At 41.2% G+C, this 21,323-nt stretch carries 17 protein-coding genes; 12 read left to right on the forward strand and 5 right to left on the reverse strand.

All coding sequences use genetic code 11. The features are described 5' to 3' along the window. Positions 1–1,619 (forward strand): S9 family peptidase (locus B2V92_RS14390; protein WP_293309302.1); only part of this gene is annotated, 1,619 nt, incomplete at its 5' end. 55 nt (positions 1,620–1,674) lie between these two features. Here the strand turns inward: B2V92_RS14390 and B2V92_RS14395 are convergent. Then, the gene (locus tag B2V92_RS14395) at positions 1,675–2,664 is read right to left on the reverse strand and encodes a LacI family DNA-binding transcriptional regulator (protein WP_293309303.1); all 990 of its coding nucleotides are present in this window, start codon (positions 2,662–2,664) and stop codon (positions 1,675–1,677) included. Positions 2,665–2,928: 264 nt separating this feature from the next. On the opposite strand from B2V92_RS14395, the gene B2V92_RS14400 reads away from it, so the two are divergent. The 7 genes from B2V92_RS14400 (at position 2,929) to B2V92_RS14430 (ending at position 14,930) form a co-directional block, all read left to right on the forward strand. Then, positions 2,929–4,692: a glycoside hydrolase family 13 protein gene (locus tag B2V92_RS14400; protein ID WP_293309304.1), complete on the forward strand. Its 1,764-nt coding sequence runs from the start codon at positions 2,929–2,931 to the stop codon at positions 4,690–4,692. Position 4,693: 1 nt separating this feature from the next. Beyond that, a complete protein-coding gene (locus tag B2V92_RS14405) occupies positions 4,694–6,049 on the forward strand; it encodes an MFS transporter (RefSeq protein ID WP_293309305.1) in 1,356 nt (451 codons plus the stop codon). Then, positions 6,042–7,226, forward strand: a complete 1,185-nt coding sequence (locus tag B2V92_RS14410) for a glycoside hydrolase 100 family protein (protein WP_293309306.1) — start codon at positions 6,042–6,044, stop codon at positions 7,224–7,226. The genes B2V92_RS14405 and B2V92_RS14410 overlap by 8 nt, the downstream gene beginning before the upstream one ends. A 12-nt stretch (positions 7,227–7,238) precedes the next feature. After that, complete coding sequence (locus tag B2V92_RS14415; protein WP_293309307.1) at positions 7,239–8,138, forward strand: carbohydrate kinase family protein; 900 nt, start codon at positions 7,239–7,241, stop codon at positions 8,136–8,138. Positions 8,139–8,248: 110 nt separating this feature from the next. Further along, complete coding sequence (locus B2V92_RS14420) at positions 8,249–11,275, forward strand: SusC/RagA family TonB-linked outer membrane protein (protein WP_293309308.1); 3,027 nt, start codon at positions 8,249–8,251, stop codon at positions 11,273–11,275. Positions 11,276–11,293: 18 nt separating this feature from the next. Next, a complete protein-coding gene (locus tag B2V92_RS14425) occupies positions 11,294–12,802 on the forward strand; it encodes a RagB/SusD family nutrient uptake outer membrane protein (RefSeq protein ID WP_293309309.1) in 1,509 nt (502 codons plus the stop codon). 97 nt (positions 12,803–12,899) lie between these two features. Beyond that, complete coding sequence (locus B2V92_RS14430; RefSeq protein WP_293309310.1) at positions 12,900–14,930, forward strand: glycoside hydrolase family 65 protein; 2,031 nt, start codon at positions 12,900–12,902, stop codon at positions 14,928–14,930. Positions 14,931–15,040: 110 nt separating this feature from the next. On the opposite strand, the gene treF is transcribed toward B2V92_RS14430, so the two are convergent. After that, positions 15,041–16,615: an alpha,alpha-trehalase TreF gene (gene treF / locus B2V92_RS14435; RefSeq protein WP_293309311.1), complete on the reverse strand. Its 1,575-nt coding sequence runs from the start codon at positions 16,613–16,615 to the stop codon at positions 15,041–15,043. Between the two features lie 143 nt (positions 16,616–16,758). Here treF and B2V92_RS14440 point away from each other — a divergent pair, with 143 nt between their 5' ends. Beyond that, on the forward strand, positions 16,759–17,430 hold the full coding sequence (locus B2V92_RS14440) for an NAD-dependent epimerase/dehydratase family protein (RefSeq protein ID WP_293309312.1): 672 nt from the start codon (positions 16,759–16,761) through the stop codon (positions 17,428–17,430). 77 nt (positions 17,431–17,507) lie between these two features. On the opposite strand, the gene B2V92_RS14445 is transcribed toward B2V92_RS14440, so the two are convergent. Beyond that, positions 17,508–18,281, reverse strand: coding sequence for a M57 family metalloprotease (locus tag B2V92_RS14445; protein WP_293309313.1), 774 nt, complete (start codon positions 18,279–18,281; stop codon positions 17,508–17,510). A gap of 325 nt (positions 18,282–18,606) precedes the next feature. On the opposite strand from B2V92_RS14445, the gene B2V92_RS14450 reads away from it, so the two are divergent. Both B2V92_RS14450 and B2V92_RS14455 read left to right on the forward strand, forming a co-directional pair. Continuing rightward, on the forward strand, positions 18,607–19,131 hold the full coding sequence (locus tag B2V92_RS14450) for a DinB family protein (RefSeq protein ID WP_293309314.1): 525 nt from the start codon (positions 18,607–18,609) through the stop codon (positions 19,129–19,131). 46 nt (positions 19,132–19,177) lie between these two features. Further along, complete coding sequence (locus B2V92_RS14455; protein ID WP_293309315.1) at positions 19,178–19,417, forward strand: phage tail protein; 240 nt, start codon at positions 19,178–19,180, stop codon at positions 19,415–19,417. Positions 19,418–19,460: 43 nt separating this feature from the next. Here the strand turns inward: B2V92_RS14455 and B2V92_RS14460 are convergent, their stop codons facing one another. Beyond that, entirely contained in the window at positions 19,461–19,640 is a 180-nt protein-coding gene (locus B2V92_RS14460) for a hypothetical protein (RefSeq protein WP_293309317.1), read from the reverse strand. A gap of 273 nt (positions 19,641–19,913) precedes the next feature. Then, positions 19,914–20,615, reverse strand: a complete 702-nt coding sequence (locus B2V92_RS14465) for an SAM-dependent methyltransferase (protein ID WP_293309319.1) — start codon at positions 20,613–20,615, stop codon at positions 19,914–19,916. 279 nt (positions 20,616–20,894) lie between these two features. Here B2V92_RS14465 and B2V92_RS14470 point away from each other — a divergent pair. Next, positions 20,895–21,323, forward strand: a 429-nt coding sequence (locus B2V92_RS14470; protein WP_349681435.1) for a DUF6600 domain-containing protein, incomplete at its 3' end; no start/stop codon positions are given.

Below are 21,323 nucleotides of genomic sequence, written 5' to 3' on the forward strand. Positions count from 1 at the left end.
ATCAACGCAATTCGAAAGATATGTACCTTGTTACCACTAATGTTGGGGCACCGGTATTAAAAGCATGGAAATACCCATTACCTGGTGATAAACAGATTGCAACCATCAGAAGGGTGATTATTGATGTAGAAAACCCGAAAGTAATTTCACTAAATATTCCTGCCGATCCGCACCGCGCAACTTTGAGCGATGATATTTCGAGCAGCGGTACTTTTGATGATATTGATTGGAAAACCGATGGATCGGAGGTAGCTTTCCTTTCTACTTCGCGCGATCATAAAAATGAGAAATTCCGCATTGCCAACGCTACAACAGGCGCGGTAAGGGAAGTTTTCGAAGAAACGGTAAAAACACAGTTCGAATCTGGTCAGGGAGCGATTAACTGGCGCTATCTTCCGGAATCAAAAGAAATTATCTGGTACTCCGAAAGGGATAACTGGGGGCATCTTTATTTATACGACGCTACAAATGGAAAAGTGAAGAACCAGATCACCAAGGGCGATTTTGTGGTTTCGCGCTTGGTTAAAGTTGACGAAAAAGCCCGTACATTATATTTCTATGCCAACGGACGCGAAAAAGGAAATCCTTACTTCAGTTACCTGTATAAAATTGGTTTCGACGGGAAAAATTTAACCCTTTTAACCCCCGAACAGGGAAATCATCAGGTGGTATTTTCTCCATCTTTCAAATATTTTGTTGATAGTTATTCGCAGCCGGATGTACCAGCGGTTACCGTATTAAGGAGCATCGATGGGAAACTGATCAATACTTTGGAAAAAACCGATGTTTCGCGCTTAACTGCAACCGGTTGGAAAGCACCAACCCCGGTTTCACTTAAAGCCAAAGATGGTAAAACCGATATTTATGGGTTGGTTTTTACACCAACGAAAATGGATGCTAATCAAAAATATCCGGTTATCGATTATATTTACCCAGGTCCACAGGGTGGAAGCGTTGGCAGCTGGGCATTCGCAGCTTCGCGTGGGGATAACCAATCGCTTGCTGAACTGGGCTTTATCGTAGTGGTGATCGAAGGAACCAGTAACCCCGACCGTTCTAAAAGTTTTCACGATATGAGCTATGGCAACATGGCCGAAAATACTTTGCCTGATCAGATTGCCGCCATCAGACAGCTTGCTGCAAAATACCCTATCGATACCACAAAAGTGGGCATTTGGGGACATTCAGGTGGTGGTTTTGCCACTGCTGCGGCCATGTTCCGTTACCCTGATTTCTTTAAAGTAGGTATCTCAGAGTCAGGGAACCACGATAACAGAAACTATGAGGATGATTGGGGCGAACGTTATAACGGTTTGGTAGAAAATTCGGATTACGAAGCGCAGGCCAACCAAAATTATGCTAAAAACCTTAAAGGGAAACTGATGTTGGTACACGGTATGATGGATGATAACGTACCGCCTTATAATACCCTGTTAGTTGTAGAAGCATTGGAGAAAGCTAACAAATCTTTCGATCTTGTTATCTTTCCGAACAGTGCACATGGTTACGGTGCTTATTCGCCATATATGATGCGCCGCCGTTGGGATTATTTTGTACAACATCTTTTAGGCGCAGAGCCGCCGAAGGATTACCAGATGAAAGGCCCTTCAGCAAGATAATTTTTTAAGCGGCTGTATTGTTTTTGTAAAAATACAGCCGCTTATTTTTAAATGTTTATATAGATCCGCCTTCGATTAATATTGATTCATCAATAATGGTCTGTGCAAAAGAACTTCCGGCAATGCACCTCATCATCCTGCCGAAGGCAAGTTTGCCCAACTTAAAGCCGCTTGTTTCTGCATAGGTAATTTCGGGGTAGAAAAGTAGTGGTATCATTCCATCGCTTATACATATTACCCCCAGGTCATCAGGTGCTTTTAATCCCATCCGCTGGATGGCTTTCATTGCCCCAGCCAAAATCTCATCGCTCATGCAAAAAACAGCAAAACGTTTTTTTCCAAATTCGGGGATTATTGTTAAGGTAGTTTGCTCTGCTTCTTCCGAACTGCCGGCATGTACAATCTTTAATTCTACATGGCCCGAAACAATTTCGGTAAATTTTTGCAGCCTTACCTGTGTAATCGACATGTTTTTATCACCAAAAATGGCCAGAACATTTGTAATCCCCTTTTTTAATATTTCATTTGCCGCAATGGTTGCCGCATGTGCGTCGCCAACACAGATTTTGTTACACGATTCGTATTGTGGTACCTTATCAAAAAAAACGACCGGAATGCCCTGTAAATCCAATTTAAGGAAAGGTTCTATCTCTTTTGTTTCTGAAGTTATGGCAATAAATATTCCCGAAACCCTTTTGTGCCTGCAACTTTTTAAAATCTCCTGTTCAATTGCCGGATCGTTTGACGAACGGTAGATGATTACTGTATATCCAAAAATACGTGCATCTTCTTCAATCGCACTGATAAAAGAATGGTAAAAAAAGTTTGATAAACTTGGAACAACCACCGCAAACTCCCTGCTGCTGTGTGTACGCAGGTTAACCGCATAAGGATTTGGGTCGTACTCTAGCAACTCGGCCAGCTCATTTATCTTTTTTTTTGTTTCGTCAGAAATGTCTGGATGGTTTTTCAGTGCCCTCGAAACCGTTGATATACTTACGTTTAACCTTTCGGCAATCCTCTTTAAAGTTGCGTTCTGTCTCATGGTTTAATATTTGGTTACCCAAATATAAGTTTTCCACAACAAACATTTCCGCAAATGTTTCCGCAAACGTTTGCGGTCATAATTAGTTAGTTTGTATGGTTTTAAACAATTTATAAACTTATCTTCATATTATTAAACTGATGAGGTGTGTAGAATTAAATGTTCTGCATTGCCAGTTCATCATTACATTAACCAAATACTAAACTAAAGCACAATATGCAGGGCTCCCATTTATTTGGGGTGTGGCGTGTTGTATCTAAAAATATGAGATCCCTGAAACCGTTTATCATTTTAAGTCTTCTTTTTTCTTTCATTGCCGGCCATGCGCAGCCTGTTTCTAAAAATAAGGTATACAACAAAACGAACAAACCTGCCTGGTGGAAGGAAGCGGTAGTGTATCAACTTTATCCACGCAGTTTTAAAGATAGTGATGGAGACGGTGTGGGCGATTTACGTGGGATTATTTCAAAGCTGGATTATTTAAAAAGCCTGGGGATTGATGCGGTATGGCTTAATCCGATATTTGCCTCGCCAAATGATGATAATGGCTACGATATCAGCGATTACCGTAGCATCATGAAAGAATTTGGCACCATGCAGGATTTTGATGAACTGCTTAAGGGCCTGCACAAAAGAAATATTAAACTGGTGCTGGATATGGTGCTTAACCACAGCAGTGATGAGCACGAGTGGTTTAAACAGGCCAAATCATCGCGCAGCAATCCCTACCACAATTATTACCACTGGTGGCCCGAAGAAAAAGGCAAACCTACCCCACGTTACAGCTTTTTTGATGTAAATAACGATGCCTGGAAATATGAAGCTGGTACAAAATCTTATTATCTCCACTATTTCTCTCAAAAACAGCCCGATTTAAACTGGGAAAATGAAAAGCTGAGGAATGAAGTTTACAACATGATGAAATTTTGGCTGGATAAAGGAATTGATGGCTTAAGGATGGATGCTTTCCAGTACGTTTCGAAAGATACCACCTGGAAAAAATATCCCGAAGGTTATGAGAAAAACATCATCAAATATTATGGAATGGGACCAAACCTCCATAAATATTTAAAGGAAATGAACAGTACTGTTTTAAGTAAGTACAACATCATGACGGTGGCTGAAGGAGCGGGAAGTACGCTGGCAGATGCACATTCGCTTGTTGATGCAAATAGACAGGAGTTAAATATGGCCTATCATTTTGAGATCATGGATATCGGGAACGATCCCAGAGGTTATAAACTCCCTGATCTGAAAAAGGCATTTACCAAATGGGACCACTCGTTTGCCGATAAGGGTTGGCTCGCTATATTTCTGGCCAACCACGATGTACCCCGTATGGTAAGCAAATATGGAAATGACAGCGAATCTTTCCGCACGGCCTCATCCAAACTGTTAACTACACTGGTTATGACCATGCGGGGAACGTCCTATTATTTTAACGGCGACGAACTGGGCATGAGCAATATCAGGTTTAACAATATTGAAGATTACCGCGATATCGCAACCATAAATGCCTATAAAAATGCGCAGGCCAAAAATGAAGATTTGCAGGCCTTTATGGATAAACAGAAATTTATTTCGAGGGATAATACACGCACCCCTTTTCAGTGGGATGCAACATTAAATGCAGGTTTTACCACCGGCATACCGTGGATTAAAGTAAACCCCAATTATAAAGAAGTAAATGTAGCTGCCGAGGAAAAAAATCCGGCAAGCGAGCTTTCTTATTTTAAAAAGATAGTGGCTTTAAGAAAAGCGTCGCGGGTACTGGTTTACGGTAGTTATAAAGTTTTTGATCTCGAAAACCCAAAGGTGTACTGTTATACCCGAAGCCTTGGGAAAGAAAAAGTGCTGGTTGTTTTAAACTTTTCGGATAAGGAAACCACTTACCTGCTGGATAAAAGTATCAGTACGCTTTCTGCAAAAACGCTCATCAACAACTACAGCGGAACGGTGGGTATTGCAAACAACAAATTAAATCTGAAGCCTTGGCAGGCCATTGTTTATAAACTTAACAAAGCCTGATATGATTGTTGCACAAGCAGAAAAAAACAAGGGTATTTCATCAGCAGTTAAGCTAAACTTTGGCTCAATAATAGCCATGAATCTAGGTTTTTTCGGTATCCAGTATAGTTTTGGTCTGCAACAGACCAATATGACCCCAATTTATTCGTACCTGGGCGCAAATGCAGATCAGATTCCGCTGTTAAACCTCGCAGGACCAATGACGGGATTGATCATCCAGCCGATAATTGGTGCCATGAGCGATAAAACGACCAGTAAATTTGGACGTAGAAGACCATATTTTTTAATTGGGGCCATTATATGCAGCATCTGTTTATTTGCCATGCCCTACAGCAGTTCGATATGGATGGCTGCCGGAATTTTATGGATACTTGATGCGGGTAACAACATTACAATGGAGCCTTACCGGGCCTTTGTTAGCGATAAACTCCCGTCAGAGCAGCATGCCCTCGGTTTTTTAACACAAAGCTTTTTCACTGGTCTGGGTATTACACTTGCCAATCTTACTCCGGGCATTTTGATTGCCGCAGGTTTAATCGGCATACATTCGCGCAGTGGCAACAACATTCCGTATACCACCTACGCGGCATTTTTTATCGGTGGGGCGGTATCTATCGGCTCTATTATGTACAGCTGTTTTACCACGAAAGAAACGCCGTTAAGCCCCGAAGAAATTGAAAAAGTTAAAGCCATGCCCAGGGGCATCACTAATATTTTTAAAGATATTATCGAGGCCTTTAAAGTAATGCCCATAACGATGAAAAAATTGGGTCTGGTTTACCTTTTTAACTGGTACGGCATGTTTGTTTACTGGCAGTTTGTAACCCTTTGTTTGGCAAAAACCATTTACAATACCAGTAGTGCAGCATCTGATGGTTTTGCTTCGGCGCAGCTTTTAACCGGAACCGTAAATGGCGGTTATAATGTGGTTACCTTTATGGTCGCTTTTCCGCTTGCTTATTTCGCCAGAAAAGTAACGGCAAAAAAAGTGCACCTTACCAGTTTATTAATAGGGGGTATCTGTTTGGCCTGTTTGCCCCTAATCCACACAACAGTTTTATTGTTTATACCCATTATCGGTTTGGGCATTGCCTGGGCGAGCATGATGGGTACTCCTTATGCCATGCTTGCCGGAAGTATACCTAAAGCAAAAACCGGCATTTTTATGGGCATCCTAAATATGTTTATTGTGCTGCCCATGCTTTTAGAAACCATTACATTTAAATATGTGTACCGGTATTTTTTGGGGCATAAGCCCGAAAACGCCATCCTGTTTGCCGGCGGGCTGATTATTGTAGCAGGCATAATGGTTTCATTGATCAACAAACGCGATATAGGAGGTACTGCCCATGCTTAACCAGAACGGATATGAACAGGCACTAAACCTGATGGCCCGCGCATCAACACCTTTTGGTTTTGTGGCTGCGGTAGAGGAACAGGATAATTATAAACGTGTGTGGACAAGAGACGGGGTAATTACGAGTATAGCGGCCTTGTTAAGCGGAAATGAAGCGCTTATCAGTACCGCTAAATTAACCATCGAAACGATTTTTTACCACCAGCACGAAAGCGGTTTTATGCCCTCCAACGTTTCGCCAAACGATGGCTCGGTAAGTTTTGGAGGTACATCGGGTCGGGCCGACAACCCATCTTGGGCAATAATCGGCTTATCTGCCTACACCATTTTAACGGGTGATGATTCCCTTTGGAAGAAATACGCACATCAAACCCAGCAATGCTTTAGGGTAATGGATGCCTGGGAGTTTAATGGTAAACATTTAATTTATGTTCCGCAGAGCGGAGATTGGGCAGATGAATTTATCCAGCACGGATACATTCTTTTCGATCAACTTTTACGGCTTTGGGCCTTAAAATTGGCGTCAACCTTATCAGAAAATAAGGGCTGGAGCGAAAAAGCGCTGAACATCAGCAATGCCATACAATTAAATTATTGGAAAAATACAGCGCAAAAGCAGCTTTATTCGCCCAATCTTGTTCATCAGTTAGAGGCCGTTTCTCCGCAGTTTTGGTTAATGGGCTTTAATCCTGCGAGGGTTTATCATTATTTCGATCTTCAGGCCAATAGCTTTTGTTTATTGCTCGGTTTGGGCAATGAAGAACAGAACCACAATACCATAGGTTACGTAAAAGCACTGTACAATAATAATCGGGGATTAGTCCCTTCTTTTCATCCAACAATTGAATACGGTGATAGCGATATGGCCGAGCTGAAAAATAACTATGCCTATTCATTCCGTAACAAACCCGGTTATTTTCATAACGGGGGCTTATGGCCGGTTTGGAACGGCTGGCTCGCTGCAGCATTAAACCATCACCATGAGTATGAAATGGCGGTTAAAATTACTGCTGATATCCATCGCGCCAACAGCAGGGAAGATTTATTTAATGAGTGCCTTAATGGTACAAATCAATTGCCCTGTGGCATCCCTAATTGTACATGGAGTGCTGCGGGAGCCGTAATTGCCGAGCAGGCCATTAAAAATGATGCATTTACCAAACTCTTTACATTTTAAATTACCCGGCCTATGGAAAATATAGCAGAAAAAAAAGTTTTAGTAGTGGGAGAACTCCTTGCTGATATCATATCCGAAGGCAATATAGATTCTCTTGCATCGCCATCGCGCTTTTTGGTCAGCCAGGGCGGAAGCTCAGCCAATTTATGTGCCAATTTAAAATGGTTGGGTATCGATGCCGAGCTTATTGCTACGGTAGGTAACGATAATCTGGGTACTTATCTCATTGATGAATTAAAAGCTGTTGGGATAGCTGATACCTATATAAGCCGCACTGCTTACGGAAAAACCAGTATTGTACTGGTGGGTAAAAACACTGAAACACCCGATTTTATTGCTTACCGAAGTGCCGATATGGTAATTAAAAGACTGGATGAAAACATCATTTCGGCCTGTGGTATCCTGCATACCACCGCTTTCGCATTGAGCAAAGAACCGGCACGAAGCAATATTCTACATGCTTTTGAAAAAGCCCACCAGCTGGGTAAATATTTATCGGTTGACTGGAATTATGCACCATCCATCTGGAACGGGGATGATGGACAGGATATATTCAGAAAACTAAACAGGTTCAATGTGCTGCTAAAAATAAGTACCGATGATCTGGAACGTTTTACCGGTCTGCAATTGGGTATCGAGCAGGCAATGCAATGGTTAGATCATTTAAATGCAAAAGTGATATGCCTTACCTGTGGTAAAGATGGTGTTTGGTTTAAGACACAAAATCATCAATGGCAGCATAAGCCGGCGCTCAAAGTTGAATCGGTAATTGGTGTAACCGGTGCCGGCGATGCCTTTTGGGCAGGTTTTTTAACACATTTTATACAGGGTAAATGCATTGAAGATAGTATTGACCATGCGCTTTTAATAGCAAAGAATAAAATCGAGAAGCCCTATCCGCTTTATAAATAATCAACTCACACGAACATAAAAAAACTGAAAAACCATGAAACAGATCCCACCCTAAGTATTAAACCAATACCCTTTTAAACCTATTTTCTAACCAATTAATTAAATCAACTATGAACATTACTTTACCAGACAATTGTTCTGTTTTATCCTTAAAACAGAAATTGTATTTATTAAAGAACTTTATAAGTTTAAGTCTCCTGATGCTTTTATTCAGCACGGTGGCTTTTGCCCAAACTACGGTAAAAGGCATAATATATGATAGCGATAAAACACCATTAGCCGGTGCAACTATTCAGGTAACGGGTACAAGTACCAAAACACAGAGTGATGCAGAAGGGAAATATCAGATTACGGCCCCTACAGGAACGGCCCGCTTAACAGTTAGCTTTGTTGGCTACGAACCGCAAACGGTAAGTATCAATAATCAAACTTTGCTTAACATTACTTTAAGTTCGCTCAATAACCTTGAGGCCGTTGTGGTTATCGGTTATGCGTCGGTAAGGAAAAATGATTTAACCGGCGCTTCAACAACGGTATCGGCTAAAGATTTTAACAAAGGCCCGCTAAATGCCCCTGATCAGTTAATCCAGGGTAAAGTTGCCGGCGTGCAGATGATCAATAACAGTGGTCAGCCAGGGGGTGCTTCTACCGTTCGCATCAGGGGTAATTCTGCCATTACCGGAACAGGGCAACCCCTTTATGTAGTGGATGGGGTAGCGCTTGATGGAAGATCGGCCAGGCCATCAACCAGTGCCGGTATCGGTACAGCTCCCGATGGCAACCCGCTAAACTTCATTAATCCGGCTGATATCGAATCGATGGAAATACTGAAAGATGCATCGGCCACGGCGATTTATGGTTCACGGGCTGCCTATGGTGTTGTTTTGATTACGACTAAAAGAGGAAAATCGGGAGAAACCAAAATTGATGTAAGTGCTTCTGCAGGTATAAGCAATATTGCCAAAAAAGTTGATGTTTTAACAGGGGATGAATACCGTGCCGCATTATCAAAATACAACCTCACAACCGGTAATTTCGGTACCAGTGTTGATGCCCTGGATGCAATCACCAGAACAGCCTATAACCAGAATTACTCGGTTGGTATAAGTGGTGGTACCAATGGCAACACTTTCCGCGCTTCACTGGGTTATCAGGATCAGCAGGGTATTATCAAAACAACCGATTTTAAAAAATACAGTGCTGGTTTTAACGGCAATTTCAAATTTCTCGAAAGCAAAAAACTGGGTCTTGATATTAACATGATCAGTAGTCAATACTTAGAAAGTGTAGCCCCCATTACCACTGATGCAGGTTTTACAGGAAGTTTGATTTCGCAGGCGCTATCGTGGAACCCTACGCAATCTTTTTACAATCCCGATGGAAGTTTATTTATAGATTATGGGTCTACCACGATTAATCCTTTGGCAGCTTTGGCCGCAAATAGCGATAAGTCGAAGGTTTCCACCATTTTGGGAAGTGTTTCGCCATATTATAAAATTACGCCCTGGTTAGAGTACCGCATGCTGGCCAGTGTAAATTACAGCACAGGTATAAGAAGGGCTTCTACCAGAAGTACCTTAAACCTGCAGGGTATACAGCCTTCAGGAACTTTTCTTGGCGGTTATGCAAGTTATTCCAACAACGAATTGATTACGCAGCAGTTTACCAATACCTTAAATTTTAACAAGGAAATTGTGAGTAAACTGAACCTGAATGCCATTTTAGGTTACGAATATTCGAACTTTATCAACAAAGGAGCAACCAATACGGCAACTGGTTTTGGCGATATTGCTGCCGATTATACCGATGCCTTTCAAACCACAGCACCAGCTAACCGTACCTTTTCTACTTTCAACAATCCTACAACAGAATTGCAGTCGTATTTTGCCAGGACAATTTTTAATTACGATAACAGGTATATCTTAACTGCTACTTTCAGGGCAGATGGTTCTACCAAATTCGGTAAATCAAACCGTTATGGTTATTTCCCTTCTTTTGCAGCTGCCTGGGACATTAGAAAAGAAAGTTTCATGTCTGATATACAATGGCTGGATCAGCTAAAACTACGTGTAGGTTATGGTAAAACCGGTAATCAGGATTTTCCTTCAGGCTCAGCGCAGCTCCGCTACGATTTTGGAAATGCGAACGGTTCGCCCATCTTAACCCCGATCAATAACGAAAATGCAGATTTAAAATGGCAGTCTGATAAACAGTTTAACGTGGGTATCGATTTCGGATTGTTTAAAAACAGGTTAACAGGATCGATCGATTATTTCAACAAAACAACCAACGATCTATTATTTCCACAGATTGCATTTTCTCCGGCAGTTGGGGGTAATGTACCTACCTGGGTAAATTTACCAGGCCAGATTATCAATAAAGGACTGGAATTGACCTTGAACGGTACAGTTATCGATCAGGATAACCTTACATGGTCTTTAGGTGGTAATGCTACTTTTATCAATAATAAAGTACAGAATATTAATGGCATTATTAAAACAGGCTCGCTAAACGGACAGGGTTTGAGTGGTGTAACCACCGAGGTGATCCAAAATGGACTGCCGCTTTTCGCCATGGTTACCCGCCAGTATAATGGTTTGGATGCAAGTGGATTTTCGAAATATACTGATGATGGTTTTACCGCGTATTATGTAGGTAATCCCAATCCGAAGGTAATTTTGGGTTTAAGTACAAATTTAAGGTATAAGAAGTTCTCGTTAACAGCAAACTTTAACGGTTCATTTGGTCAGGATATTTATAACAACACCGCAAACTCGGTATTGGCGATATCAAATCTCGGCGCGCAGCGGAATATTTTTGCCGCTTTGATCAACTCACCTATCCAGGAGTCGCTGGCTAATCCAATTGCCGCTTCATCAAGGTATATTGAAAAAGGCAACTACTTAAAATTAGCCAATGCCACGCTTAACTATAATGTTGGCAATATAGGTAAATCAATAAAGTCGCTCAATGTTTATGTTAACGGTCAGAATTTGTTCGTAATTACCAAATACACCGGTTTTGATCCAGAGGTGAATGTGAACAAAAGTGTAAGTGGGGTTCCGTCAGCAGGTATAGATTATACGGCTTATCCAACGGCAAGAACCTTCAATTTTGGTGTTAATTTTTCCCTTTAATCTTTTAACTATAATAACATGAAAAATAAATATATTTTCACTTTTGCTGTGGTTGCCTTGAGTTTTTCGGGCTGTACCAAGCTGGATGAAAACCTGAATGGCCAGGTTGGCAGTGGAGCAGTATCATCAAATAATGTTGCAGGAGTATTAGGGGCCACTTATGCCGCAATGATTGGACCTTACCAGGCACCCTGGAACTGGGCAGCACTACAGGAGGTTACATCAGACGAGATTATTGTACCTACACGCGCTGGCGATTGGGATGATAATGGTGCTTGGCGGGCGCTTCACCTACATAAATGGGCCCCGGATCATACCCGTATCTCGGATGTTTTTAGGGATTTAAACAGCATCTCTTATGTGGCAACAAGTGTTTTAAATGCGAGCCCCAATGCTGGTCAGGCTGCACAGGCCCGTTTCTTACGTGCATTTGCCCAGTTTTCCATTTTAGATGGATGGGGGCAGGTTCCGTATAGGGATCCGGGAGAAGGTGTTACCAAACCATCACGTGTGAGAAATGCAGCTGATGAAATTGCCTACCTCATCAGCGAATTAACGGCTATCATCCCCGATCTTCCTACCGGACCGGCAAACGTTGCCAATAAAAATGCTGCCAGAACGCTTTTAATGAAAATTTACCTCAACAAAGGTGCTTTCTTAAACCGTAACACACCAACTTTCGATGCAACTGATATGGCCAAGGTAATTTCTTTGGCGGATGAAATTGCTGCGGGCGGTTATGTACTCACACCTAACTATTTCGATAATTTTGCACCAACAAACGATGTGCTTTCAACCGAAAATATTTTTACAGCACAAAATTTAGGTGGTGTAAGCGGTAGCGATTTAGATGGTCAATGGAAATGTACCACACACTATAACCAGGATCCAAGTGGCTATAATGGTTTTTCTACCCTATCTAACTTCTATGCAAAATTTGAAGCCGCTGATAAAAGAAGAGGCGGATCTTATGCCGGTCAAACCAATATTGCTGGTGTAAGGGTTGGCTTTTTGGTTGGTCAGCAGGTAAACCAGAATGGAGTGGCCTTAAAAGATCGTAAAGGCAACCCTTTAGCTTTTACACCAGAGGTAAGCATTATCGAAAGAGATCCCAACCATTTAGAGGTGGCTGGTATACGCGTAATTAAATATCCAATTGATTATGCCAACTCTGGGTCTAAAAAACCAGATAATGACTGGGTTTATTTCCGCTATGCAGATGTGCTCTTAATGAAAGCCGAAGCCCAGTTACGCACATCGCAGCCTGCACCGGCCTTAACCATCGTAAATTCGATCAGAACCGTGAGGGGTGCTTCAATTTTGCCAAGTTTAACATTGGATATCCTACTCGATGAACGTGGCCGTGAGTTGTATTGGGAAAGTTTTAGAAGACAGGATTTAATCCGTTTTGGGAAATTTCTTGCTGCATGGCAGGAGAAACCTGCAAGTGAAGCCAAATACCTGCTTTTCCCGGTTCCCGACAATCAATTGGGTAATCCAAACCTGATACAAAACCCCGGATATTAATATTTTGGATCTTCAACAGAGGCTGCAATCATGAATACATTTATTTCGGTTCAGCCTCTGTTTTTTTATATAATCGATTTTATCTAGTCCAATATCAATGAAAAAAGAAATACTGTTTTTTATGATCCTCTTTGGTCATCTGTTGGCAAATGCACAGGATCCATGGAAAATAATCGCAGATAAAATAGATCCCGATAAATATTTCGGAATTACTGCTGCTAACGGAATAATTGGGATTGTTTCTTCGCCACAGCCATTTAAGGTGAAAAATGTAGTGCTGGCGGGTGCTTACGATACCTATGGCAGAGGCAGGGTGAGTAATTTCCTGAACGGATTTAACCTATTGAATATGTACATCGAAATTGATGGAAAAAGATTGGATGGGCAGAATACAGGCAGCATGCAACAGCAATTGGATATGCGGCACGCAGCCTTTACCACACAGTTACAGTACGGAAAAAAAGCGAACATAAAATATACCTATTATGCGCTTAGGCATCTGCCCTTTACCGTATTAATGGATGTAACGGTTACGGCCAATGAAGATTTAAAACTTACTGCCGCGAGTGTAATGGAAACCCCAGATGCGCTGAGAGACGTCGAAAATTATTATAACGAGATAGACCGCCCGCATGTTACCTTAAGTTTGCTTACCTCAACGGCAAAAAGCCCGGCCGGCAAACTGCAGCTTTGTGCATCAAATAGTTTTCTGTTTACTGAGCAGCATGGCAACGAGCCTAAAATTATACACGAAATGTGGGATAACAACAGCCATTTAATGAAGTTTAGCAAAAGCTTAAAAGCTGGCGAAAGTTATACCTATTCAGTTGTTGGAAGCACCATTAGTTCTGCACAGCATGCCGATCCGCTTAATGAGGCAGAAAGAATGACCATTTTTGCAAAACTTGAAGGTCACGATCGGCTGATCAAGTTCCATAATTCCGCGTGGGATGAACTGTGGAAATCGGACATCCAGATAACTGGTGATCCGCAGGCACAACAGGATGTTCACAGCATGCTTTACCACCTTACTTCTTTTTCGAGGGCCGGAACTTCGTATTCACTTTCGCCAATGGGATTATCAGGACTGGGTTATAACGGACACGTTTTCTGGGATACCGATCTTTGGATGTTCCCGGCCCTACTGGTACTTCATCCCGATATTGCGAAATCATTAATTGAGTACCGTTTTGGGCGTTTGGCCCCTGCAAAGCGGAATGCCTTTGCCCATGGTTATAAAGGTGCCATGTACCCTTGGGAAAGTGCCGATTCGGGAGTAGAAGAAACACCTGTTTGGGCACTAAGTGGCCCTTTTGAGCACCATATCTCTGCAGATGTTGCCCTTTCAGCGTGGAATTATTACTGTGTTACCCAGGATAAAAACTGGCTTAAAGAAAAAGGATGGCCAATTTTATCAGAAACAGCAGACTTTTGGGCAAGTAGGGTAGAAAGAAATGGCGCAGGCCGGTTTGATATCAAAAATGTGGTAGCTGCCGACGAATGGGCCGAAAATGTAGACAATAACGCTTTTACCAATGCTGCAGCAAAATTAAACCTTAAAAATGCCAATCTCGCAGCTGCGGTATTAGGCTTGCCCCAAAATAAAGATTGGGATCTGGTTGAAAAAAATATCCCGATCTTAAATTTTCCAGATGGGGTAACCAAAGAACACGCAAGTTATAACGGCGAAGGGATTAAACAGGCCGATGTAAACCTATTGGCTTATCCTTTAAAAACAATAACCGATAAAAGCCAGATCGCGAAAGATTTAAGTTATTACGAAACCCGGGTTCCTGATGAGGGTACGCCTGCAATGACGCATGCTATATTTGCACTTCTTTATGCCCGTACCGGTAATGCCGAAAAAGCATACCGCTATTTTTGCGAAGCTTATCAACCCAATTTAAATCCGCCGTTCAGGGTAATTGCCGAAACCAAGGGAGGCACAAATCCCTATTTTGCAACAGGCGCAGGTGGCGTACTGCAAAGCGTGTTAATGGGATTCGGCGGGCTCGATATTACAAACAAAGGTATCATCCAGTTGCCAGGAACTTTGCCCGCAAAGTGGAAATCGTTAAAAATTACTGGCGTAGGGCCAGAGCGGAAAACTTTTTCGGTCGGCAACTAACGGTTGATCATAAACAGTTCGATAATCGCCATAACCAGGGGAGTCAGGTTTTAAAAATAGACTCCCCTTTTTCTGTATCCGCAGTAAATACTATAAGCTGCTAATGCTAATTATTTTTTCATCAGCTTTAAAAGTACGCCGTTTGTCCAACCAAAGCCATCTTGGAGTGGATATTCCCCACCTCCTCCTTTGCTGTTCGGTTGCACCACATTATATTTCTCCATCAATTTTCCAGTTTCCTTAAATACCGAAATATTAAGGTTTATCCACCTGGTACTAATGGTATCGGCCAGTTTATCATAACCATAATTGCGCAAGCCGGTAATACTGATGTATTGGAGCGGTGCCCATGCATTTGGCGCGTCCCATTGTTCTTTTGTGGTACTTAATGTGGTAATCAATCCACCTGGTTTAAGGAAATTCTTTTCCAGTTTTTCTTTAAAAGCTTTGGCCTGCGCTGGTGTTACCAGTTTAAAATAAAGCGGGAATGCCGCCGCAAGCGTGAGCTGATTAGACAATGACCGGTTTTTCCAGTTATAGTCGGTAAAAAAGCCCTGCTTTTTGTTCCAGAAGTATTTTAGGATAGCTGATTTACGCTGATCAGCTTTTTGTTTAAATAAGTTGGCTTTTGTTTTATCACCTATCTCCATGTTGGCTGCTGCAATGGTTGTTTCTAGGTTATATAATAACGTATTTAAATCAACCGGAAGCAAATCGGTGGTGATAATCTGGTTATAACTTTTACCATCGGCAAACCACCTGCTACTAAAATCCCAGCCCGATTCTGCAGCCGAACGTACATTTCTAAGAAAAGTAGCCGGAACCTGTTTGGTTAATTTTGCCGCTTCAAAATCTTCCCTGTACGATTCTTCGCGGGGTTGATTGCCTGCATCATAATAACGGTTTAAAATAGTGCCATCACTTAATTTTACCACATGGTTTATAGCTTTGCCCTTGCCCAGCTGGCCAACCCCTTTCATCCAGAAACTGTATTCTTTTTCCAGAGCATCTTTATAATCTGCAAGCTTTACTTCCTTATTGTGCTGGGTAAGCAACTGAACCATAGCGGCAAAAAACGGTGGCTGCGAACGTGTTAAGTAATAAGTACGGTTTCCGTTGGGAATAAAGCCATATTTATTGATGAGGTAGGCAAAATTATCAACCATGTCTTTTATGGTTTTTGTTCTGCCTGCTTTTTGCAGGCCAAGCATGGTAAAATAAGAATCCCAGTAATAAATTTCCCTAAACCGGCCACCAGGAACAATATAAGGCTTTGGTAATGGGAGTAACGAAGTGTGATAAGTGGAAACAGTATCCGGATCTCTTTTTAAAACGGTCCACAGGGTATCCAGATGTTTTTCAATACCCGCGCTGATATCCGATTGATAGGCCGCATGGTGGCTCTCTGGCATGTTAAAGTATTCATTTACAAATGCCTTCAGGTTAAAATTTTGATTGTTTTTTAATGTATGATAAGCCTTCATGATTTCTGAAGGTTGCTTTTTTGGAATGGCATCAGCAAAAGATTTACTGTCGGGATAAATTCTTGCCAGCTGAACGCGCTCAAATAAATCAGGGTAGGTTTGTTTGGGGCTTAATTCATGCTGTGCGAATAGCCGGCCGGAGATAAATAATAAACAGGTAAGCACTATTATTTTAATGCCTGGTAGATTTTGACTCATCATATCGCTATTTTCTTAAATATAAATAATTTATCATGAAAAATATCCGCTCTTCTCTATAAAACAGTTAGAAAGAAATCCATCGTAAACTTATTCAACAAACAAAGATTAACTTACATTCGTTTAAATTATTAAAGCAGCTTACAATGGGAAAAACCAGAGATCAGAATAATGTTATCATTACCGGTGCTACCGGAATGGTTGGCGAAGGGGTACTGATGCAATGCCTTAATAGTCCCGAAATTAACAGTGTTCTGGTAATTAACCGCAAACCATGTGGTTATACACATCCAAAATTAAAAGAGATTATCCATGCCGATTTTTTCGATTTTTCGGGAATAGAAGATCAGCTTGCCGGTTATAATGCCTGTTTCTTTTGCCTGGGCATTACTTCGGTAGGTGTTGATCCGGATGCTTATTACAAGATGACCTATACCTTAACGATGCATGTTGCAGAAACATTAAGCAAGCTCAATAACGACATGACCTTTTGTTATGTTTCGGGCGGGGGAACCAACGAAAACGGACGGTTAAAATGGGCACAGGTAAAAGGTAAAACAGAAAATGATTTAATGAAATTGCCTTTCGAACAGGTTTTTAACTTCCGGCCGGGTTTTATTAAACCGCTGCCAGGGCAGAAATATGCGCACAAATTCTATAGGTACATTAACTGGCTATTTCCCATTGGAAGGGCCATTTATCGAAATGGTTTTTGTACCATGGCCGAACTGGGCCAGGCAATGATCAATACCTTAAGCCATAATGATGAAAAACGGATTGTGGAGGGTAAAGACATCATCTCATTAGCCAAAGAATAAGCTCAGGTACCGTTTAGGCACCCAAGCTTATCTTCAACTGGTTAAGGATTTGGTTTAGGTTAATTGATTATTTTGGGTTAATATAAGGCTGCTGTTGCGTCTTTATCTTTTTGCGACAATACGGTTGCTCCCGAATTACATTGGCCACCGTTCATCAGCGATGAGGCATCGGTTCCAGGTACGCCAGGTACATTTGTTGCCGTTGATTCACCTTGGGCAGACCAGTTGGTATGCCTGAAAGAAATGCAATGACCAAATTCATGGCAAATGGTTCTTGCACGCTGTGCAAAAGAATTACCTGCTATAGCTGTTTTGTTGATACGTACTAGCGCTCCTGCACTTCCTCCCGATGGAAATTGGGCCTGTCCGCAGGTTACAAATCCCGGAGGCGCAGCTAAAGCCTCATCTTTAATTAAAATATCGTAAGGGGCCGTAGTTACAATGCTAAAACGCAAGGTCGAATTTGGTACACCGTTCCATTGGGCAATTGCACTATTGATCTCGCTGCTCATGGATGTCATGGATGGATCTACAAAAATCCTGATATTCAACTTTTTTGTAGCGCTTACAATACTACCGGTATAATATTGTTCGATTTTTGTACCAACGCCACCGGCTGGTATCTGCATGTCTTTAGGAAATAGAATATCTTCCTCTACAACAAATTCATTTCCGTTATCTACGATACTTGATGCAGGGAAGCCGAGGTCCTTAATGTACTGTAAAACTTTGTCGGCATTTTTTACCGTTTCCTGTGGCTCTGCTTGTGACGATTCCTGGTTTTTTTTACAGGCTGCTATTACCAGTGCAACCATCGCAACGATTGCGATTCTTTTTAGGTTTTTTTTCATGAAGTTTAGGTTAGTTAATCCTTAAGAGCTGATGAAACAAATGTAACAGAACGTGTTACATAAAATTTTACTGTTAGCGGAATTTTACACGAAAACTTAATTAGTATTCATTGTAGTTGTTTAAAATGATAAATGTATTTAAAAATTTACATCAACAATCTGTTTTAAAAGATAATTTTTTTGTTAAACCGGAGTTGATGCTCGCATTTTGTTAAAATAAATCGATGTTGAAAAGAGATAAAAAAAATATTTTCGGTCTTATTTTTACACTGCCATAGGGTTGTCAGTAGCCTGTATTTTCTTTGTATAACTAAAACAAAAAGACATGGTACAGGAACAATTATTCGCAGAAACAATGGAAGAAACTTCTCTTGTTTATTTAATGAAAAATTATGCAAACTATAATTTCTGGGCAAATTTAATCCTGGTAAACTGGTTAAAAAAGCATCCGGAGCAATTATTGGAGCAAGAAGTGTTGTCGAGTTTTAAAAGTGTAAAATTAACGCTCGCCCACATTTTACAAGCGCAGGAATATTGGTATTCTATCCTGGCAAAAACCGAATTCGAATTCCGTGAATATGGAAGCCTGAATGATATTTTTGATTCCCTGTTAAAACAGTCAGAAAACCTGGCGGTTTATGTTACCGCAATCGGCGAAGATCGGTTTAATGAAACAACAGAGATCCAGAGCCCCTGGTTTACATCCGATTTCCAGAATTTCGAATATGTACTGCACGTTTTTAACCACAGTACTTATCATAGGGGTCAGATTATTACCATATGCCATAATTTGGGTATTACCGGAGCACCTATGACGGATTATAACTTTTATAATGTAATGGCGAAATAAAATCAAGTTGTTTATTTTAGCAGTTGAAAAACTAAATAAACACACTATGAATTCAATGCTAGGGACTATAACCCTTTTTTCCGGCGATTATGCCCCAGAAGGGTTTGAAGTATGCGATGGCGCACTGTTATCAATCACCAAAAATATCAAGTTGTTTTCTATATTGAAAACGAGGTATGGAGGCGATGGGATTTCAAATTTTGCACTTCCTAAACTTCCATCGGTAGAAGGTACAATATATATCATTGCTACCGAAGGCTATTATCCAATGCACAAAGCAGAATAAGCATAAAAAAGGTGATGATCACGGGAGATCATCACCTTTTTTATTATTTCTTGTTATCGTATTTCCGCTGATTGTCCTTATTAGAAGTCTGGTCAGAACGTTGACCTCCACCATTGGTAATCCCCTGGATTTTTTTATCAGTTTTAAAATCATGATTGGCCCGGTCTGCTATCGAACTGCCCTGAACCGTTGCGTTGTTTTTTGGTGTGCCTGTATTTTTCATAACGATAAAAATTAGTGAATAAATTGCAGAGCGTTATAATAACAACCAATGGAATTTAGATAAGTTTTGATTTTCTTTCAATATTGACTAATGGGGCATTTTTTCACCACAAAGGCACAAAGGCACGAAGACACAAAGTTTATTCTATGGATATAAATAGTTGGTAGGGTTCTGAAGTATGCTAAACAATGAACCATTGGTCAATTAACCAGTTAACCAATTTAAACAGTTAACCACCAATGAACTAATTACAAGTGAACGAATGAACCCTTTTTAATACAACAAAAATATAGTAGGTTTCTTATGCAGGTCTATCTCTTCTTTGCGCCAGTTGTAAACACTTTGCGTTTTAATAAATTCATCTTCGGCAGTAAGGTTACTGGCCACACAAACCTGTGTATTAGGCTTACAGCTCTTTAATACCTCTTCGAAAAGTTGGTTGTTGCGGAAGGGGGTTTCGATAAAAATCTGCGTCTGTTTATAACGGCTGGCCGATAAATCCAGATCTTTAATCCTCTTGGTACGTTGTTCCTTATCAATGGGCAAATATCCCCAAAATGCGAAACTCTGTCCGTTAAAACCCGAAGCCATTAAAGCCAGCAATATCGAACTAGGCCCTACCAATGGCACAACCTTAATTCCGCGTTTATGCGCTTCGGCAACAATATCCGCTCCCGGATCGGCAATACCCGGGCAACCGGCCTCACTCATTAAGCCAACATCTTTTCCGGCGGCGAGTTCAACAAAAAACTGACCTAAATCGGTACGGTTATGTTTGCCGTAATCGTGCACAATCAGGTCTTTCTGTGGGGTTTTTAAACCTGCCTCCTTTAAAAACCGGCGTGCAGTTTTACTGTTCTCTACAATGTAGGTATCAATCTGGTTAATCGTATCAACCAGGTAAGGGGTAAACGTTTTGTGTGCTACCTCTTCGGCCAATGGTACGGGAATAAGGTATAAATTGCCTTTTTGCATGCTACAAAAATACTCACAATAAATAGAATTTAAGTTCTAAAGTTTAGGGTACCCGCAATATAATCTCTTTTAGAAGCAAAGGTGTAGCAAATTTTATTTCTAACTGACTTATTTTCTGCACAATTAAAACGCGCTTAAAACGTTAAATATTAGTTAAATATGCCCTGCAAGGCAATATTTGCAGGAAAACATAAAAACTATGCTTGCATATTAAACCTTCTAAATTTTTGGTTCTCTAATTGATACACACAGATTAGGTTATTAAAATAAAACACACAAATGAAAACACTGAAAACTACGGCACTTGTGCTGGGGCTCTTTGGGCTCCTTGCCGGAACCACAACCCTTGTCAGGGCACAAGGCTATCAAAACGATTACCAGGATGATGGTTACAGCACTGGCAATATTTCTTTACAGACATTTTACGACGAACTTTCGCCTTATGGCACCTGGATCCAGGATCCACAATATGGTTACGTTTGGCGCCCCGATGTAGACCAAAGCGATTTCCGTCCATACTATTCAAACGGACGTTGGGCAATGACAGAATACGGAAATACCTGGGTTTCTAATTACGATTGGGGCTGGGCACCTTTCCACTATGGCCGTTGGGTAGTTAACAGTTACAGGCAATGGATCTGGTTACCTGATACCACCTGGGGACCGGCTTGGGTGGATTGGAGAAGTGGCGATGGTTATTACGGATGG

This window comes from Pedobacter sp. UBA5917 (assembly GCF_002432345.1).
Lineage (GTDB): Bacteria > Bacteroidota > Bacteroidia > Sphingobacteriales > Sphingobacteriaceae > Pedobacter.

Excerpts from the sequence above, each read along its gene's own strand:
- B2V92_RS14395 (WP_293309303.1), bottom strand. The coding sequence starts at position 2,664 with ATGAGACAGAACGCAACTTTAAAGAGGATTGCCGAAAGGTTAAACGTA.
- B2V92_RS14400 (WP_293309304.1), top strand. The coding sequence starts at position 2,929 with ATGAGATCCCTGAAACCGTTTATCATTTTAAGTCTTCTTTTTTCTTTC.
- B2V92_RS14405 (WP_293309305.1), top strand. The coding sequence starts at position 4,694 with ATGATTGTTGCACAAGCAGAAAAAAACAAGGGTATTTCATCAGCAGTT.
- B2V92_RS14410 (WP_293309306.1), top strand. The coding sequence starts at position 6,042 with ATGCTTAACCAGAACGGATATGAACAGGCACTAAACCTGATGGCCCGC.
- B2V92_RS14415 (WP_293309307.1), top strand. The coding sequence starts at position 7,239 with ATGGAAAATATAGCAGAAAAAAAAGTTTTAGTAGTGGGAGAACTCCTT.
- B2V92_RS14420 (WP_293309308.1), top strand. The coding sequence starts at position 8,249 with ATGAACATTACTTTACCAGACAATTGTTCTGTTTTATCCTTAAAACAG.
- B2V92_RS14425 (WP_293309309.1), top strand. The coding sequence starts at position 11,294 with ATGAAAAATAAATATATTTTCACTTTTGCTGTGGTTGCCTTGAGTTTT.
- B2V92_RS14430 (WP_293309310.1), top strand. The coding sequence starts at position 12,900 with ATGAAAAAAGAAATACTGTTTTTTATGATCCTCTTTGGTCATCTGTTG.
- treF (WP_293309311.1), bottom strand. The coding sequence starts at position 16,615 with ATGATGAGTCAAAATCTACCAGGCATTAAAATAATAGTGCTTACCTGT.
- B2V92_RS14440 (WP_293309312.1), top strand. The coding sequence starts at position 16,759 with ATGGGAAAAACCAGAGATCAGAATAATGTTATCATTACCGGTGCTACC.
- B2V92_RS14445 (WP_293309313.1), bottom strand. The coding sequence starts at position 18,281 with ATGAAAAAAAACCTAAAAAGAATCGCAATCGTTGCGATGGTTGCACTG.
- B2V92_RS14450 (WP_293309314.1), top strand. The coding sequence starts at position 18,607 with ATGGTACAGGAACAATTATTCGCAGAAACAATGGAAGAAACTTCTCTT.
- B2V92_RS14455 (WP_293309315.1), top strand. The coding sequence starts at position 19,178 with ATGAATTCAATGCTAGGGACTATAACCCTTTTTTCCGGCGATTATGCC.
- B2V92_RS14460 (WP_293309317.1), bottom strand. The coding sequence starts at position 19,640 with ATGAAAAATACAGGCACACCAAAAAACAACGCAACGGTTCAGGGCAGT.
- B2V92_RS14465 (WP_293309319.1), bottom strand. The coding sequence starts at position 20,615 with ATGCAAAAAGGCAATTTATACCTTATTCCCGTACCATTGGCCGAAGAG.